We start from the raw sequence: 16,635 nt of genomic DNA, 5'->3' as shown, positions 1-16,635 counted from the left end.
GAGGGTCGAAGGTTCGAGTCCTTCATGGCTCATTTTAATAAGCGGAAGTAGTTCAGTGGTAGAACACCACCTTGCCAAGGTGGGGGTCGCGAGTTCGAACCTCGTCTTCCGCTCCATTTCTATATAAAAAAACATATTGGGGCCTTAGCTCAGCTGGGAGAGCGCCTGCCTTGCACGCAGGAGGTCAGCGGTTCGATCCCGCTAGGCTCCACCATACATATAAACATATAACCTTTAAGCAAATTGCTTAAAGGTTTTTTTTGTGCAGTTTCTACAAATTAGAATTGTATATATATTCAAAAAAGTGTCGAGTTGAGCCATCGCTCATTTAGCCGTTACAATAAGAGAGTAGCAACATTGGTGATGGGGGGACATATTATGAATAAGCTTTCAATTATTGGAGTACCAATGGATTTAGGTCAAACTCGCCGAGGGGTGGATATGGGGCCAAGTGCGATACGATATGCAGGTGTTATTGAACGCATCGAGAATATTGGCTATAGTGTAGAAGATAAAGGGAATATTGAAATTGCCTTAGCTGAACGAGTACATAGTGATGAAAAGACAAACTTAAAGAATTTAAAAGCTGTAGCGGATGCTAGCGAGAGGCTTGCTCAGACCGTAAGTGATGTTATTACAAATAAAAGGTTTCCTTTAGTGCTAGGGGGTGATCACAGCATCGCTATCGGAACACTAGCAGGAGTAAGTCGCCATTATAAAAATTTGGGCGTAATTTGGTATGATGCACACGGAGATTTAAATACAGCAGATACGTCTCCTTCCGGAAATATTCACGGTATGCCATTGGCAGCAAGTATAGGTATAGGAGACGAAGCATTGACTCGAATTGGTGGCTATACACCTAAAGTCAAGCCCGAAAATATTGTGATTATCGGAGCCCGTTCTTTAGATGACGGAGAAAAAGAGCTAATAAAGGAAAAAGGGATTAAAGTGTATACGATGCATGAGATAGATCGAATGGGTATGACAAAAGTAATGGAAGAAACAATTTTATATTTGCGTGATAAAACAGATGGCGTTCATCTATCACTCGATTTAGATGGACTGGATCCACATGATGCACCTGGAGTAGGAACGCCAGTTATCGGTGGAATAAGCTACAGAGAAAGTCATTTAGCTATGGAGATGTTAGCAGAATCTCAGCTAATCACTTCTGCCGAGTTTGTCGAAGTGAATCCTATTTTAGATGAACGAAATAAAACAGCTACCGTAGCTGTTGCATTAATGGGCTCACTTTTAGGAGAAAAATTAGTATAAAACATTAGTATCTACCAAAAGGTACATGAAACATATGTGAAGATAAAAAAAAGAAGCTCTTAGTTTGGATTCGAGAGCTTCTTTATATAGAGAAAAATTTTTCATATTCATTTAATAAACCATCTAGCTCTGAACTTACTCTCACCACTGTTAATGATGATAAAGGATTTTCTGCTGCAAGAGTGACCATGTTATTTCTACATTCTTCAATTTGATTCAAAAGGTTTTCTTTTGTATGAGTCAAGCTTTCCACTCCTCTTCTTTTCATCTATACTAATTACATAACCTACGTAAGATCTTTTTAAACGTATTTGACAAATTTTTGTTAAAATAATTAAGCATAAGTGAAACTTTATGATAAAGTACACGTATATATACTATCCCGCAATGGGCGGAGGTAACCGTTACATGGATTTATTATTAAAAAGAAAAATAAAAAAAGTAAAAAAAGGTGACCAGGATGCGTTTGCTGACATAGTAGAATATCACAAGGATAAACTTTTTCATCTATGTTATCGAATGCTAGGAAACCGGGAAGAAGCACAAGACGCTGCACAAGAAGCGTTTATTCGAGCCTATGTAAATATTCATAGCTATGACACGAGTAAAAAGTTTTCCACCTGGTTATATCGAATTGCTACAAATCTTTGTATTGATCGAATTCGTAAAAAAAAGCCAGACTATTATTTAGATGCAGAAGTAGCCGGGACCGACGGGTTAAATATGTACTCTCAAATAGCTGCCGATCAGGCCTTACCAGAGGAAGAGCTAGAGCAAGTAGAATTGCAAGAATTCATTCAGTCGGAAATATTAAAGCTACCTGAGAAATATCGAACTGTCATTGTCCTAAAATATATAGATGAGCTGTCGTTAAAAGAAATCAGCGATATTTTAGACCTGCCTCTTGGTACGGTAAAGACTAGAATTCACAGAGGACGTGAAGCTTTAAGGAATCGACTTCGCCACTTGTAAGGAGTGAACTAAGAATGAAATGTCCAAAAATATATGTAAACCTCATTCATGAGCATTTAGATGGAGATATTACAAAAGAAAATGAACTGTTATTAAAAGAGCATTTGCATCGATGCAAAGGTTGTCAGCAGCATATGCATCAGTTAAAAAGAACCATTGCATTTGTGCAAAGCACTTCTCATATAGAATTACCTATGAACTTTACAGCAGGTGTTATGGCTGGGTTACCACGTGAGAAGAATCGAATTCGAATGAATAGATGGTTTACAAACCATCCGATTCTTAGTGCAGCTGCTGTATTTGTGCTGTTAATGTCCGGCACGGTGTTTTCAGCTTGGGAAACGGATGAAGACTTTTCTGTTTCAAAGCAGCCGAACCTGGTCATTCACGATAAAACAGTCGTTGTACCAAAAGGTGAGACCGTCAAAGGTGATATTACTGTGAGAAATGGCGATATTAAAATTGAAGGAAAAGTAGATGGAAACGTTACTGTTATACATGGTGATAAGTACCTAGCTTCTGCAGGAGAAGTGACAGGCAATATTGAAGAGTTAGACAAGATTTTTGACTGGGTATGGTATAACGTCAAAACTCATGCCAAACAAGCTGTTGACTTTTAATAGTTGAAACATAAAGCCGTCCGCTTATCTTGTTAGAGAGGAACAGTGGACGGTTTTATTTATATAAAAAGAAGGCTACATTATATATAGGAACAAGGATTTAAAAATAAGATGTAATTTACAGTGTAATTTTGTTTTATGGTATAATAAAACGGTTATGTTATCTTTATTACATATATAGAGGAAGTGAGAAGATGCCTATTGGAGACCTGCCAATCCTCTCATATTTAGGAAAAATTGTTGATGTTCTCCTGGTATGGTTCGTCATATATAAATTAATTATGGTCATAAGAGGTACAAAAGCAGTACAGCTTTTAAAAGGAATCNGTTGATGTTCTCCTGGTATGGTTCGTCATATATAAATTAATTATGGTCATAAGAGGTACAAAAGCAGTACAGCTTTTAAAAGGAATCACGGTAATTTTAGTTGTCCGCTTTATAAGTAACTTCCTTGGACTAAATACGCTGCAATGGTTAATGGACCAAGCGTTAACGTATGGTTTTTTAGCTATCATTATTATTTTCCAGCCAGAGCTGCGCCGAGCGCTTGAACAGCTTGGGAGAGGACGTTTGTTTTCACGAAGTAATTTGCCTGAAGAAGATGAACGTACCGTTACGATTGAGGCTATTATAAAAGCAACGCATTATATGGCTAAAAGACGCATAGGTGCATTGATCTCAATCGAAAGAGAGACAGGGATGGGTGATTATATTGAAACAGGTATACCACTCAACTCTAATATTTCTTCTGAATTATTAATCAACTTATTTATACCGAATACACCACTTCATGATGGAGCGGTTATTTTACAGCGGGATCAAGTAGCCGCTGCAGCATGTTACTTACCTTTATCTGAAAGTCCTTTTATTTCAAAAGAATTAGGTACTCGCCATCGTGCTGCTGTAGGAATAAGTGAAGTAACAGATAGTGTGACTGTCATTGTATCTGAAGAAACTGGAGGCATTTCCGTTACCAAAAACGGTGAATTGTATCGTGAATTGACAATTGATACATTGAGAGAAATGTTAGAAAAAGAATTAGTCACAACTTCTAAAGCAACTTCTTCCACTCGTTGGCAATGGAGGTTGAAGAAGAATGGATAAATTGATGAATCGATCGTGGGTTATGAAAATTATCGCGTTGCTGTTAGCCTTCATGTTATATTTATCTGTTAATTTAGATGATGGTGCCAGTTCATCAAATAAAATTCTGAACCGAAGCAGTTCTGCCAACACTGGAGTAGAAACATTAACAGATGTTCCGGTTCAAGTATCCTACAATGAGAAGAACAGAATTGTAAGAGGTGTTCCGGATACGGTCATTATGACACTGGAAGGTCCTAAAAATATTTTGGCTCAAACAAAGCTACAAAAAGATTATCAAGCTTATATTGATCTTGATAATTTAAGCTTAGGGCAGCATAGAGTCAAGGTTCAGTATCGAAATATCTCTGATAATTTAAATGTAGTGGTTAAGCCTGATATTGTAAACGTAACAATTGAAGAACGCGATTCAAAACAGTTTTCAGTAGAGGCAAGCTATGATAAAAACAAAGTCAAGAATGGATATGAAGCAGGGGAAGCAACCGTTAGTCCAAGAGCCGTCACGGTAACGGGCGCATCAAGTCAATTGGATCAAGTTGCTTATGTGAAAGCTATTATTGATTTAGATAATGCTTCAAAAACAGTGACAAAACAAGCAACTGTTGTCGCACTAGACAAGAATTTAAATAAATTAAATGTAACAGTTCAACCAGAAACGGTCAATGTAACAATTCCAGTGAAAAATATTAGTAAAAAAGTGCCGGTTGATGTGATTCAAGAAGGCACGCCAGGCGACGGTGTCAACATTACGAAGCTAGAGCCTAAAACAAATACAGTGAAAATTATCGGTCCATCTGATTCTTTAGAAAAAATCGATAAAATTGATAATATTCCAGTCGATGTTACCGGTATTACGAAATCTAAAGATATTAAGGTGAACGTCCCTGTTCCAGACGGAATAGATAGTGTAAGTCCTAAACAAATTACCGTTCATGTAGAAGTAGACAAACAAGGTGATGAGAAAGACGCAGAAGAAACGGACGAAAGCGCAGATGAGACTAAGTCATTTAAGAATTTACCGGTTTCTTTAACTGGTCAATCCTCAAAGTACACGTATGAACTGCTTTCTCCTACTTCAGTAGATGCGGATGTAAAAGGACCAAAATCTGATTTAGATAAATTGACGAAAAGCGGCATTAGCTTGTCAGCGAATGTAGGGAATTTATCTGCTGGGGAGCACACGGTCCCTATTATAATAAATAGTCCCGACTCTGTTACATCAACACTATCGACTAAACAGGCGAAAGTTCGTGTAACAGCGAAAAAACAATCAGGGACAAATGATGAGCAAACGGATAAAGAAACAAGTGGAAGCACGAGCGATAAAGAAACAAAGCCAGACACGGGAACTGGATCAGGAACAAACCCTGAGACGGGAAATTCAGGTGATTCAACTGATAAACCAAGCGAAGAGACTGACACACCTGAAGACAATACAGATACACCAACAGATAATACAGAAACTGGTGACGATAGTAGTAATCAAAGTGATGAAAATTCTACACCCGTAGATGGACAGACAGATAATACATCAGGAAACTAAATGTTTTGACATGAAGGAGAGAAAATTAATGGGTAAGTATTTTGGAACAGACGGAGTACGAGGAGTTGCCAATAGTGAATTAACTCCTGAGCTTGCTTTTAAAATTGGACGTTTAGGTGGTTACGTTCTAACAAAAGATGCAGAGCGACCAAAGGTATTAATCGGACGCGATACACGCGTTTCTGGTCATATGTTAGAAGGAGCGCTTGTTGCAGGCTTGCTTTCAATTGGTGCAGAAGTTATGCGATTAGGCGTTATTTCAACTCCAGGGGTAGCGTATTTAACAAAGGCACTTGGCGCACAAGCAGGAGTCATGATCTCTGCTTCACATAACCCAGTTCAAGATAACGGAATTAAATTCTTTGGTCCAGATGGATTTAAACTGTCAGATGCACAAGAGAATGAAATTGAAGCGTTAATAGATAGTGAAACAGATCAATTACCAAGACCTGTTGGGGGAGATTTAGGTCAGGTAAATGACTACTTCGAAGGTGGACAAAAATATCTTCAATACTTAAAACAAACGGTTGATGAAGACTTCTCAGGTATTCATGTTGCATTAGACTGTGCGCACGGAGCAACGTCATCTTTAGCAGCACATTTATTTGCAGATTTAGATGCGGATATCTCTACAATGGGGGCATCACCAAACGGATTAAACATCAATGACGGTGTAGGATCTACACATCCGGAAGCATTAAGTGCCTTCTTAAAAGAAAAAGGAGCGGATGTTGGGTTAGCATTTGATGGAGACGGAGATCGTTTAATCGCAATCGATGAAAAAGGTGAGATTGTAGACGGTGATCAAATCATGTTCATTTGTGCAAAGTACTTATATGAACAAGGACGTTTAAAGAAAAATACGCTTGTTTCTACTGTTATGAGTAACTTAGGCTTCTACAAAGCACTAGAAGCTAGCGGAATTGAAAGTGCACAAACTGGTGTAGGCGACCGTTATGTAGTAGAAGAAATGAAAGCTAATCAATATAACCTAGGTGGAGAACAGTCAGGTCATATCATTTTCTTAGATTACAACACAACAGGTGACGGTATGCTTTCAGCTATTCAGCTTGTAAACATTATGCAAGCAACGAAAAAGCCTTTATCAGAATTAGCAGCTGAAATGAAGAAATATCCTCAGCTTCTTGTAAATGTAAAAGTGACGGATAAGCATCATGTTACAGATAACGAGAAGGTAAAAGTGGTTATTGAAGAAGTGGAAAAAGAAATGAACGGTAATGGCCGAGTACTTGTACGCCCTTCAGGAACAGAGCCGTTAGTACGTGTTATGGTTGAAGCACAAACACAAGAAGAATGTGAAACTTATGTAACGCGTATCGTAGAAGTAGTAAAAGAAGAAATGGGCTTAGAGTAATTCATTAATTATATGCATAAGCGGTGACGTTTCAAGCCGCTTATGCATATTTTTATATTGTTGAGAAAAATTCTTGGAAATTATCTGATGCTAAAGGCTGTTTTTACAGATAGTAAAGAAGATAATTGACGTTTTCTCACTTCTTATTGTAATATTAAATCTGTTCGTCTCTTAATTTATGTAAAGGAGTGAACAATCTAGTTTAAAAGTGAATACAAAGCGCCTGAACTAAGTAAAGGGACGGAAACGACTTAGTTGACGAGGAGGAGGTTTATCGAAGTATCGGCGGATGCCTCCCGGTTGTTGATTATCACGGCCGAAAACTTGATGTGAAAAACAATGAGGTGACTTATTGGACAAAAGCATTGAGATGATAATCATTGATGATGAAAAGAGACTCTCTTTTCATACATGAAGGAGGATTTTATCTATGTGCGGAATTGTAGGATATATTGGAACAGAAGATTCGAAAGAAATTTTATTGCGTGGTCTTGAAAAGTTAGAATATCGCGGCTATGACTCAGCAGGTATTGCAGTTGTTAACAATGAAGGCGTACACGTATTCAAAGAAAAAGGCCGTATTGCAGAATTGCGTCAGGCAGTAGATAACAGTGTTTTAGCACCAGCAGGTATCGGTCATACGCGTTGGGCAACTCATGGTGTACCAAGCCAAGAAAATGCTCACCCACATCAAAGTACATCTGGACGCTTCACACTTGTGCATAACGGTGTAATTGAAAACTATGCTATTTTGAAACGTGAATATTTACAAGATGTAACGTTCAAAAGCGAAACGGATACAGAAGTAATCGTTCAGTTAATTGAAAAAATCGCAGCAGAAGGCTTAGGTGTAGAAGAAGCGTTCCGTAAGACAGTAAGCTTGCTTCACGGTTCTTATGCACTAGCTCTTGTTGATAACGAAGATAAAAATACAATCTACGTAGCTAAAAACAAAAGCCCGCTTCTTGTAGGTGTTGGCGAAGGATTTAACGTTGTAGCGAGCGATGCTATGGCAATGCTTCAAGTAACAGATCAGTACGTAGAATTAATGGATAAAGAAACAGTAATTGTTACAAAAGAAGGCGTAACAATTAAAACGCTTGATGGTGAAGTGGTAGAAAGAGCACCTTATACAGCAGAGCTTGATGCAAGTGATATTGAAAAAGGTACGTACCCTCATTATATGTTAAAAGAAATTGATGAGCAGCCTTTAGTTGTTCGTAAAATCATTCAAGAGTATCAAAATGAGAACAATGAACTGCACATTGATGCAGACATTTTAGGAGCAATGGATGAAGCAGACCGCATCTATATCGTAGCATGTGGAACAAGCTATCATGCAGGCCTAGTAGGTAAACAATTCATTGAAACGTGGGCGAAGGTTCCGGTAGAAGTGCACGTAGCAAGTGAATTCTCTTATAACATGCCGCTTCTATCTGAAAAGCCATTGTTTATCTTTATCTCTCAAAGTGGAGAAACAGCTGATAGCCGTGCAGTATTAGTTCAAATTAAAGAACTAGGTTACAAAGCGTTAACAATCACAAACGTTCCGGGATCAACATTATCTCGTGAATCTGATTATACGTTATTACTTCATGCAGGTCCGGAAATTGCTGTAGCATCAACAAAGGCTTATACAGCTCAATTAGCGGTCCTATCAATTCTAGCAGCTGTAACAGCAAAAACACGCGGCATTGAATTAGAATTTGACTTAGTTCAAGAGTTAGCAATCGTAGCAAACACAATGGAAGTACTTTGCGACGACAAAGAAGAAATGGAAAGCATTGCTCTTCAATTCTTAGCAACAACTCGCAACGCATTCTTTATTGGACGTTCTGTTGATTATTATGTAGGCTTAGAAGGTGCGTTAAAACTAAAAGAAATCTCTTACATCCAAGCAGAAGGATTTGCTGGAGGAGAGCTTAAGCACGGAACAATCGCTTTAATTGAAAACAATACGCCAATTATTGCATTAGCAACACAAGAGCATGTAAACTTAAGCATCCGTGGTAACGTAAAAGAAGTAGTAGCACGCGGAGCTAATCCTTGTATCATTTCAATGAAAGGATTAGAAACAGAGGAAGATCGCTACGTGATTCCGAAAGTTCATGAAACACTTTCACCACTAGCAGCGGTTATTCCTTTACAATTAATCTCTTACTACGCTGCATTGCACCGCGATTGCGATGTAGATAAACCACGTAACTTAGCAAAATCAGTTACTGTAGAATAATAAGGTTCTAGACACCCTTCTGCTATAGAAGGGTGTTTTTGTATGTCTGAGAAAGAGAACAAACAACGTTTATGCTAGAAGTCTCATTGAGTTAAAAAATATATTTGCTTGCTCCATTTATTTTATATAATGAAATAGGTAAAGGAACGAACCTCAGCTATTAAAAAGGATGTGGAAAGCATTAGTGGAGTGACTCAAAGTATAAAGTACGTGTTGCGAGGCATCTTTTTTGTCTTATATTTTCCCTTTTATTTTGTATTTCAAGTCTTTTGTAAAGTATGGATATATTTCATCGCTCAGCCCCTCATGTGGATAGGGAAAAGAATCCTTCAACCGGTCATTTATTTTATTTGGATATACATCATACGTTTTCTGTTCGTCTACCCTATTTCTTGGCTATGGAATGAGATAATATATCCTTTTATTCTCTTCGTTTGGAAACGATGTTTTTTGCCTATAACTAGATTTATATGGAGATATGTCGTCTACCCTATTTTGTATCTAATTTGCTACCCCTGTTATCTGTTATGGAAATACCTTGTGCTGCCTTTTTACAATGAAATTATTCTTCCTGTGCTTTCATTCTCTCAGCGTATCTTTTTCTGTTTCTGGAAGGGATTTAAGTGGATTGGAATTCATATAATCTATTACCCTTTAAGATGGTTTTGGGTGACATGTATATATAAACCGCTTAAAAAAATATATATCAAAATCATTCAGCCTGTTCTCAAATGGTTTTCTCATTTATTTAGTTAACGAAATATACCAAAATATTGCTTTTCTTTTTTACGTATTAAACTCGAAAGATAAGAGGGAATTGATGTATAATAAAAACGGATATATCATTGCCTATTTATTTTATTAGATTCAATTTTGAAAGAGAGTGAAACAATATGGGCCGTAAGTGGAACAATATTAAAGAAAAGAAAGCGTCAAAAGATGCTAATACAAGTCGTATATATGCCAAGTTTGGCCGTGAGATTTATGTGGCTGCGAAACAAGGCGAGCCAGATCCAGAATCAAACCAAGCGTTAAAAGTTGTATTAGAACGCGCGAAAACATACAATGTGCCAAAAGCAATTATTGACCGTGCGATTGAAAAAGCAAAAGGCGGATCAGAAGAAAATTACGATAATCTTCGTTACGAAGGTTTTGGACCAAATGGATCAATGGTTATCGTAGATGCTCTTACGAATAACGTAAACAGAACAGCTTCAGACGTGCGTGCTGCCTTTGGTAAAAATGGCGGTAATATGGGAGTAAGCGGATCAGTAGCGTACATGTTTGATCCAACAGCTGTTATTGGTGTAGAAGGTAAGGATGAAGAAGAGACGCTAGAACTGTTAATGGAAGCAGATGTAGACGTGCGTGACATTTTAGAAGAAGAAGATTCTGTAATTGTTTACGCTGATCCGGATCAATTCCATGCGGTACAAAAAGCGTTCAACGATGCTGGTATTACGGAATTTACAGTAGCTGAGCAAACGATGCTTGCTCAAAATGATGTAACTCTTCCTGAAGATGCACAAGCTCAGTTTGAAAAAATGATTGATGCATTAGAGGACTTAGAAGATGTGCAGCAAGTATATCACAACGTTGATTTAAGATAATAGTGAAAGAGGCAGACAGACCTATCAAAGAGGTCTGTCTTTTTTTATAGGCCGTGTGAAAAGCATCCATTGACCCTTTCCCTTCGTTTGGAATATGGTAAGATAATGAATTAAGAATAGAAAATAGTAGAATTTTATGAGGAATAAATGGAGGGAAAGCAGTTGAAAAAATTAATGGTGGGGATGGCGTTAACAGCTACGCTTGCAACGGCTGTAACGCCTGGCTTTAGCTCAATTGGGAGAAATCAAGAAAAGGCATATGCAGCGACAGTTACATATAAAGTAACGGCAAGCAAGCTCAATGTGAGAAGCGGAGCGGGAACGAATTACGGGATTATCGGCAGCGTAGTGAAAGATCAAACACTATCTGTGGTGAGTAAAAGCGGAAGCTGGTACAAAATTAACTACAACGGCCGCACAGGCTATGTGAGCAGCGATTATGTACAGTCATCAGGAACAGCAACTCCACCAGCAGAAAGCATAACGTACACAGTAACGGCAAGCACGCTGAATGTAAGAAGTGGAGCGGGCACCAACTATGCATCTATAGGAAGTGTGACAAAAGGTCAGAAGCTTTCTGTGGTGAATAAAAACGGAAGCTGGTACAAAATTAATTACAACGGCCGCACGGGCTATGTGAGCAGCGATTATGTACAGTTATCAGGAACAACAACTCCACCAGCAGAAAGCATAACGTACACAGTAACGGCAAGCAAGCTGAATGTAAGAAGCGGAGCAGGGACCAACTATGCATCTATAGGAAGTGTGACAAAAGGCTAAAAGCTGTCCGTGGTGAGCAAAAGCGGAGGCTGGTACAAAATTAATTACAACGGCCGTACGGGCTACGTGAGCAGCGATTATGTACAGTCATCAGGAACAACAACTCCACCAGCAGAAAGCATAACGTACATAGTAACGGCAAGCAAGCTGAATGTAAGAAGCGGAGCGGGCACAAATTATGCATCTATAGGAAGTGTGACAAAAGGTCAGAAGCTGTCCGTGGTGAGTAAAAGCGGAAGCTGGTACAAAATTAATTACAACGGCCGCACGGGCTATGTAAGCAGTGACTATGTACAGGCTTCAGCTACAGCGTCTCCAAAGCTCGTAGTCGATTCTTTTAAAACGTTAGGTAACGCTCAGCAAGTCATCTTGGTTACAGCAGATAACTACGATACGAAGTCTGCTAAAATTCAAACGTTTGAAAAAGTTGATGGGAAATGGAAGCAAGTTTTAACCGCGAACGGTGTACTTGGACAAAAAGGATTCGCTTTATCGAAAAAAGAAGGAGATATGGAATCTCCGACAGGGAAATATACAATTGGCACAGCATTCGGACGCTATGCAAATCCTGGAACTAAGCTTCCATATCGAAAGATTACCTCAAATGATGTTTGGGTAGACGATTCAAAAAGCTCTCTATATAATACGTGGCAGCAAAAGCCGGCTAATGGCCGCTGGGCGAGCGCTGAGAATATGGACATTCCCGCTTACGATTATGGGTTTGTCATTAATTATAATGAATCTAGAACGCCAGGAAAGGGAAGTGCAATCTTCTTCCATGTAGGAACAAATTACACAGCAGGATGTACAGCTACTTCTAAGGAACAAGTTGTCTCTATATTAAAATGGTTAAATCCAGAGAAAAATCCAGTTATTATTCAATCTCCTGTAAGTGAATTAGATAAATATTAAGTTAAAAAGCAGCTGAATTTTTACAATTCAGCTGTTTTTTTATGTAATTAAAAGCTTTGTCTGTCTGTGGTACGACAAAGTTAGTTTTCCTATTCATTGAATGAAAGCGTTTAATCTCTTACGATTAAAGTATCATCACGTAGAGAAAGGAAGAGAGCAAATGGCTCAATCTAATATAAAAGTAGCTGTACAAAAGTTTGGGAACTTTCTAAGTTCAATGGTTATGCCAAATATCGGAGCATTTATTGCATGGGGACTTATTACTGCTTTATTTATTCCAACAGGCTTTTTTCCAAATGAAAGCCTTGCCAAACTAGTTGATCCAATGGTCAAGTATTTGCTGCCGCTGCTAATCGGCTATACAGGAGGAAAGCTTGTACACGATCAGCGCGGAGGCGTTGTAGGTGCTATCGCAACCATGGGGGTCATTGTTGGATCTGATATTCCAATGTTTCTTGGCGCTATGATTATGGGGCCGCTTGGCGGTTATATCATCAAGAAGTTTGATCAGTTTATTGAAGGTAAAGTCAAAACAGGATTCGAGATGTTAATTAATAATTTCTCAGCAGGTATTCTTGGAGGCATTCTAGCAATTCTAGCCTTTTTAGGCGTTAGTCCAGCGGTGGACGGATTTACAGGTGCGCTTGTAGTTGGTGTAGATTGGATGGTCGCGCATGGCCTTCTTCCTCTTACAAGTATTCTAATTGAGCCCGCTAAAATTTTATTCTTAAACAATGCTATTAATCACGGTATCTTATCTCCAATCGGAGCAGAACAAATTCGAACAAATGGACAGTCCATTCTATTGTTATTAGAAACAAATCCTGGTCCGGGGTTAGGAATTCTGTTAGCGTATTGCTTCTTTGGAAAAGGAACAGCAAAACAGTCAGCTCCGGGAGCAGCTATCATTCATTTTATTGGTGGAATTCACGAAATTTACTTCCCTTACGTTTTAATGCGTCCGCTTCTAATCATTGCGGCTATTTTAGGAGGAATGAGCGGCGTATTTACCTTTGTTCTTTTAGGAGGAGGCTTACAGGCGGTTGCTTCACCAGGAAGTATTTTGGCCATTTTAGCTGCTACACCAGGCAATGCAGGCAGCTATGTTGCAAATATCTCAGGTGTTCTCGTTGCAGCCATCGTATCGTTTATTGTAGGTTCATTAATTTTAAAAACAGGCAAGCAAACAGAAGATTTAGACGAAGCAGCTCGCAAAATGCAAGAGATGAAGGGCAAGAAGAGCTCTGTAGCAGGAAACTTTACAAAACAGCAAGGAGAAGTACCAGCAAGCGTTCAAAAAATTGTTTTTGCCTGTGACGCAGGCATGGGATCGAGTGCGATGGGCGCCTCTCTTCTTCGCAAGAAAGTTAAACAAGCAGATTTAAATATTTCGGTGACAAATACAGCGATCAGTAATATTCCAAGTGATGCTCAAATCGTTATTACACAGGAAGAGCTAACGCCAAGAGCTCAAAACAAAGTTCCAGATGCGTATCATATCTCGGTTGATAATTTTCTATCTAGTCCGGAATATGACAAACTAATTGATCAACTAAAAAATGATTATACTACTTCTAACGAGGAAGAAGAAAAGAAAGTATCTGCAGAAAATAATACAGATAGTAATGATGGTTTACTAAAAGAAGAAAACGTTTTCTTGAATCAGCACTTTTCTTCTAAGGAAGAAGCAATTCGATTTGCAGGAAGTGTGTTAGTAAAAGGCGGATATGTAGAAGAAAACTACGTTGAAGCGATGATTGAGCGCGACAATATGACTTCTACTTATATGGGAAATGACGTGGCGATTCCGCACGGTACGGAAGAAGCGAAAAAGAACGTTTTAAGATCGGGTTTTACGGTGATTCAAGTGCCAGAAGGCGTTGATTTTGATGGTGAGAAAGTTCGTTTGATTTTTGGGATTGCCGGAAAAGACGGCACCCATTTAGAAATTTTATCTGGTATCGCGATTACATGTTCCGATATGGACAATATTGAAAAGATGGTTCATGCCAAATCAGCTAAAGAATTGATGGCTATTATTCAAAGTAACTAACGGGATAGAAAGGCATGAAGATGCCTTTTTATCCTTTGTTTATAAATAAGAAAAGAGTTGATGTTCTTGTTTATTACTTCAAGAGAAAAATCAATCATTGAGTTAATTATTAAAACGGCAGGAAAGCATACGGCACTTACCCTTGCTACTTTTTTGAACGTAAGTGTAAGAACCGTTCACCGAGATTTGAAGGCAATTGAATCAATACTTAAAAAATTTAATTTGAAGCTGATTCGTACACAAGATGAAGGGCTAATGATTGAAGGTAAAAATGAACAAATTTTTCGTCTTATCCAAGAGCTGATGAAGATTAAAACGACGGATCAGTCTCCACAGGAAAGAAAATTAATTCTTTTAATTCTTCTTCTAGAAGAAGGAGATTCCTTTAAATTGCAAACGCTGGCTAAAGACTTAGGAGTAAGTATCACTACACTCACTGCTTATTTAGATGAACTCACGGAGTGGTTAAACACATTTGACGTTTTCCTTCATCGAAGAAGAGGGGTGGGAGTAGAGGTTCAGGCTACCGAAGCCAATAAACGAAACGCATTAGCCAATTATTTTCTTTTTCACTTTAATGAAGAGTTAATTGAGTGCTTGTTTTTAGCAGAAAATCAGCAGCATACGGATGAAACGATTTTGCATTATTTTTATCCGAATTATTTAGCAGAAGTAGACCGAATTGTACATGAAGCGATTAATCAGCATCATTCTAAGCTGGCTGACAGCGATTATATAGGGCTCATTGTTCATATTTGCATTATGATACAGCGAACGAAAAAGCAAATGTATCTAGAAGAAGACGGCGGCCAAACGGAAGAGCTGGCGAGTGAAATGTTCTTAATGAAGGATATTTGCCGTGAAATTGAACGGGTATTTTCTCTTTCTTTTACAGAAAAAGATATTCATTTCTTAGCAGTACGGCTGCGTGCAGCAAAGTTCCAAACTACAAGAGACGTATATTACGACAGCGTAGTGGTTGGGCAGATTATCAAGAATATGATTGCTCATGTTTCTGTTCAGCTTAACACCGACTTAACCGGTGATTTTTCCCTTTACCAAGGGCTGCTTGCTCATATGGAACCAGCCATCTTTCGCCTCAAGCAGAAAATGGAGCTTTTTAATCCGTTAACAGAAGAGATTAAGAAAAAGTACCCTGTTTTATTTATGGCTGTGAGAAACAGTATCGATCAAGAGCTGCCGGATTTAGTTTTTCCAGATGATGAAGTAGCATATCTTGTTTTGCATTTTGGTTCAACGCTAGTGCTAAAAGAAGAAGTCATGGAAATTCAGGCACTGATTGTCTGTCCAACTGGAATTGGCACCTCGAAAATGTTAGCTAGCCGTATTCGTAAAGAGATTCCGGAGATTAATTCAGTTGTCATTAAATCGGTAAAAGAAATCAAAGAAGCTGCGCTTGAAGGGTATGACGTAGTGATTTCAACAGTAAGACTGCCTTTTTTAAATGTCGATTACATTTTAGTCAATCCACTTTTAACCGAAGAGGATATTCAATCCGTCCAGAATTTTTTACAGAAAAACATTCAAAAGTTAACCAAGGATAAGGACTATCGCTCGTTCCAATATAAAAATAAGACCACTTCTATAGAAAAACCGTCTTTTGAGGAAACGATGAAGCAAATTAAGGATGTGCATGGAAGTATCGAATCAATTCTTCAAAACCTTAGAATGTATCGATTTTCGGATGCAGTGAGTCAAGATCAAGTGATTTCGCACGTAGTACACGCCGCTGAAAAAGAGCGTTTAATAACCAATGCTAACTGCGTTATTCATCAGCTTAAGGAACGAGAAAACAAAGGCGGTTTAGGCATTCCGCAAACGAGTATGGCACTGTTCCATTGCCGTGAACATCACGTGAACGAGCTGATCTTTCAAGTTTCACATTTAGAACAGCCTTGCACAGTTAAAGGCATGGACGGAACGAACATGCAGGTGCGCAACCTTTTATTAATGCTCGCACCTGAAGAGTTAAGTGAAGCACAACAAGAAATTTTAAGTTTAATTAGTACGAGTTTAATTGAAGACCATGAAGCAATGATGATTTTTTCGTCCTCGAATGAAGAGATAATTCGCAAAAAGCTAGAGGATACGTTTCATGAGTACCTTCGAAATAATTTGATAAAGGAATGATTTT

At 38.5% G+C, this 16,635-nt stretch carries 13 protein-coding genes and 2 tRNA genes; 14 read left to right on the top strand and 1 reads right to left on the bottom strand.

The annotated features are described in order from the left end of the window. The first annotated feature begins 41 nt into the window (after positions 1 to 41). The 3 genes from ACOZIR_RS26980 to rocF all read left to right on the top strand — a co-directional run bounded on the left by ACOZIR_RS26980 (position 42) and on the right by rocF (position 1,278). Positions 42 to 116: transfer RNA gene (locus ACOZIR_RS26980), tRNA-Gly, on the top strand. A gap of 22 nt (positions 117 to 138) precedes the next feature. Then, positions 139 to 214 (top strand) — tRNA-Ala (locus ACOZIR_RS26975). A gap of 164 nt (positions 215 to 378) precedes the next feature. Then, complete coding sequence (gene rocF / locus ACOZIR_RS26970; protein ID WP_045295586.1) at positions 379 to 1,278, top strand: arginase; 900 nt, start codon at positions 379 to 381, stop codon at positions 1,276 to 1,278. Positions 1,279 to 1,360: 82 nt separating this feature from the next. Here rocF and ACOZIR_RS26965 read toward each other — a convergent pair whose 3' ends face one another. After that, entirely contained in the window at positions 1,361 to 1,531 is a 171-nt protein-coding gene (locus tag ACOZIR_RS26965; RefSeq protein WP_223260213.1) for an aspartyl-phosphate phosphatase Spo0E family protein, read from the bottom strand. A gap of 155 nt (positions 1,532 to 1,686) precedes the next feature. Here ACOZIR_RS26965 and sigW point away from each other — a divergent pair, with 155 nt between their 5' ends. The 11 genes from sigW (at position 1,687) to ACOZIR_RS26910 (ending at position 16,631) form a co-directional block, all read left to right on the top strand. Continuing rightward, entirely contained in the window at positions 1,687 to 2,250 is a 564-nt protein-coding gene (sigW, locus tag ACOZIR_RS26960; protein ID WP_013054969.1) for an RNA polymerase sigma factor SigW, read from the top strand. Positions 2,251 to 2,264: 14 nt separating this feature from the next. Then, on the top strand, positions 2,265 to 2,870 hold the full coding sequence (locus ACOZIR_RS26955) for an anti-sigma factor (protein WP_328121343.1): 606 nt from the start codon (positions 2,265 to 2,267) through the stop codon (positions 2,868 to 2,870). Between the two features lie 366 nt (positions 2,871 to 3,236). Further along, complete coding sequence (gene cdaA, locus ACOZIR_RS26950; protein ID WP_421536053.1) at positions 3,237 to 3,974, top strand: diadenylate cyclase CdaA; 738 nt, start codon at positions 3,237 to 3,239, stop codon at positions 3,972 to 3,974. Further along, positions 3,967 to 5,517: a CdaR family protein gene (locus ACOZIR_RS26945; protein WP_045295583.1), complete on the top strand. Its 1,551-nt coding sequence runs from the start codon at positions 3,967 to 3,969 to the stop codon at positions 5,515 to 5,517. The genes cdaA and ACOZIR_RS26945 overlap by 8 nt, the downstream gene beginning before the upstream one ends. Positions 5,518 to 5,545: 28 nt before the next feature. Next, positions 5,546 to 6,892 carry a phosphoglucosamine mutase gene (gene glmM / locus ACOZIR_RS26940; protein ID WP_045295582.1) on the top strand — a complete coding sequence of 449 codons (1,347 nt, stop codon included), beginning with the start codon at positions 5,546 to 5,548 and terminating at the stop codon, positions 6,890 to 6,892. A gap of 430 nt (positions 6,893 to 7,322) precedes the next feature. Further along, positions 7,323 to 9,125 carry a glutamine--fructose-6-phosphate transaminase (isomerizing) gene (gene glmS, locus ACOZIR_RS26935; RefSeq protein ID WP_045295581.1) on the top strand — a complete coding sequence of 601 codons (1,803 nt, stop codon included), beginning with the start codon at positions 7,323 to 7,325 and terminating at the stop codon, positions 9,123 to 9,125. A gap of 893 nt (positions 9,126 to 10,018) precedes the next feature. Continuing rightward, positions 10,019 to 10,735, top strand: coding sequence for a YebC/PmpR family DNA-binding transcriptional regulator (locus ACOZIR_RS26930; RefSeq protein ID WP_045295580.1), 717 nt, complete (start codon positions 10,019 to 10,021; stop codon positions 10,733 to 10,735). 162 nt (positions 10,736 to 10,897) lie between these two features. Further along, positions 10,898 to 11,515 carry an SH3 domain-containing protein gene (locus ACOZIR_RS26925; RefSeq protein WP_421536052.1) on the top strand — a complete coding sequence of 206 codons (618 nt, stop codon included), beginning with the start codon at positions 10,898 to 10,900 and terminating at the stop codon, positions 11,513 to 11,515. A gap of 12 nt (positions 11,516 to 11,527) precedes the next feature. Next, entirely contained in the window at positions 11,528 to 12,427 is a 900-nt protein-coding gene (locus ACOZIR_RS26920) for an SH3 domain-containing protein (protein WP_421536051.1), read from the top strand. A gap of 160 nt (positions 12,428 to 12,587) precedes the next feature. Next, positions 12,588 to 14,480 (top strand): PTS mannitol transporter subunit IICBA, encoded by a 1,893-nt coding sequence (locus ACOZIR_RS26915; RefSeq protein ID WP_310879132.1) that lies wholly within the window; start codon positions 12,588 to 12,590, stop codon positions 14,478 to 14,480. Positions 14,481 to 14,540: 60 nt separating this feature from the next. Beyond that, positions 14,541 to 16,631, top strand: coding sequence for a PRD domain-containing protein (locus tag ACOZIR_RS26910; RefSeq protein ID WP_340141643.1), 2,091 nt, complete (start codon positions 14,541 to 14,543; stop codon positions 16,629 to 16,631). Positions 16,632 to 16,635: the final 4 nt, after the last annotated feature.

Source organism: Priestia sp. D3YE.R1 (assembly GCF_049199565.1).
Lineage (GTDB): Bacteria > Bacillota > Bacilli > Bacillales > Bacillaceae_H > Priestia > Priestia aryabhattai.
Note: the sequence above shows the minus strand (reverse complement) of the source record. Positions and strands in the feature narration are given on the sequence as shown.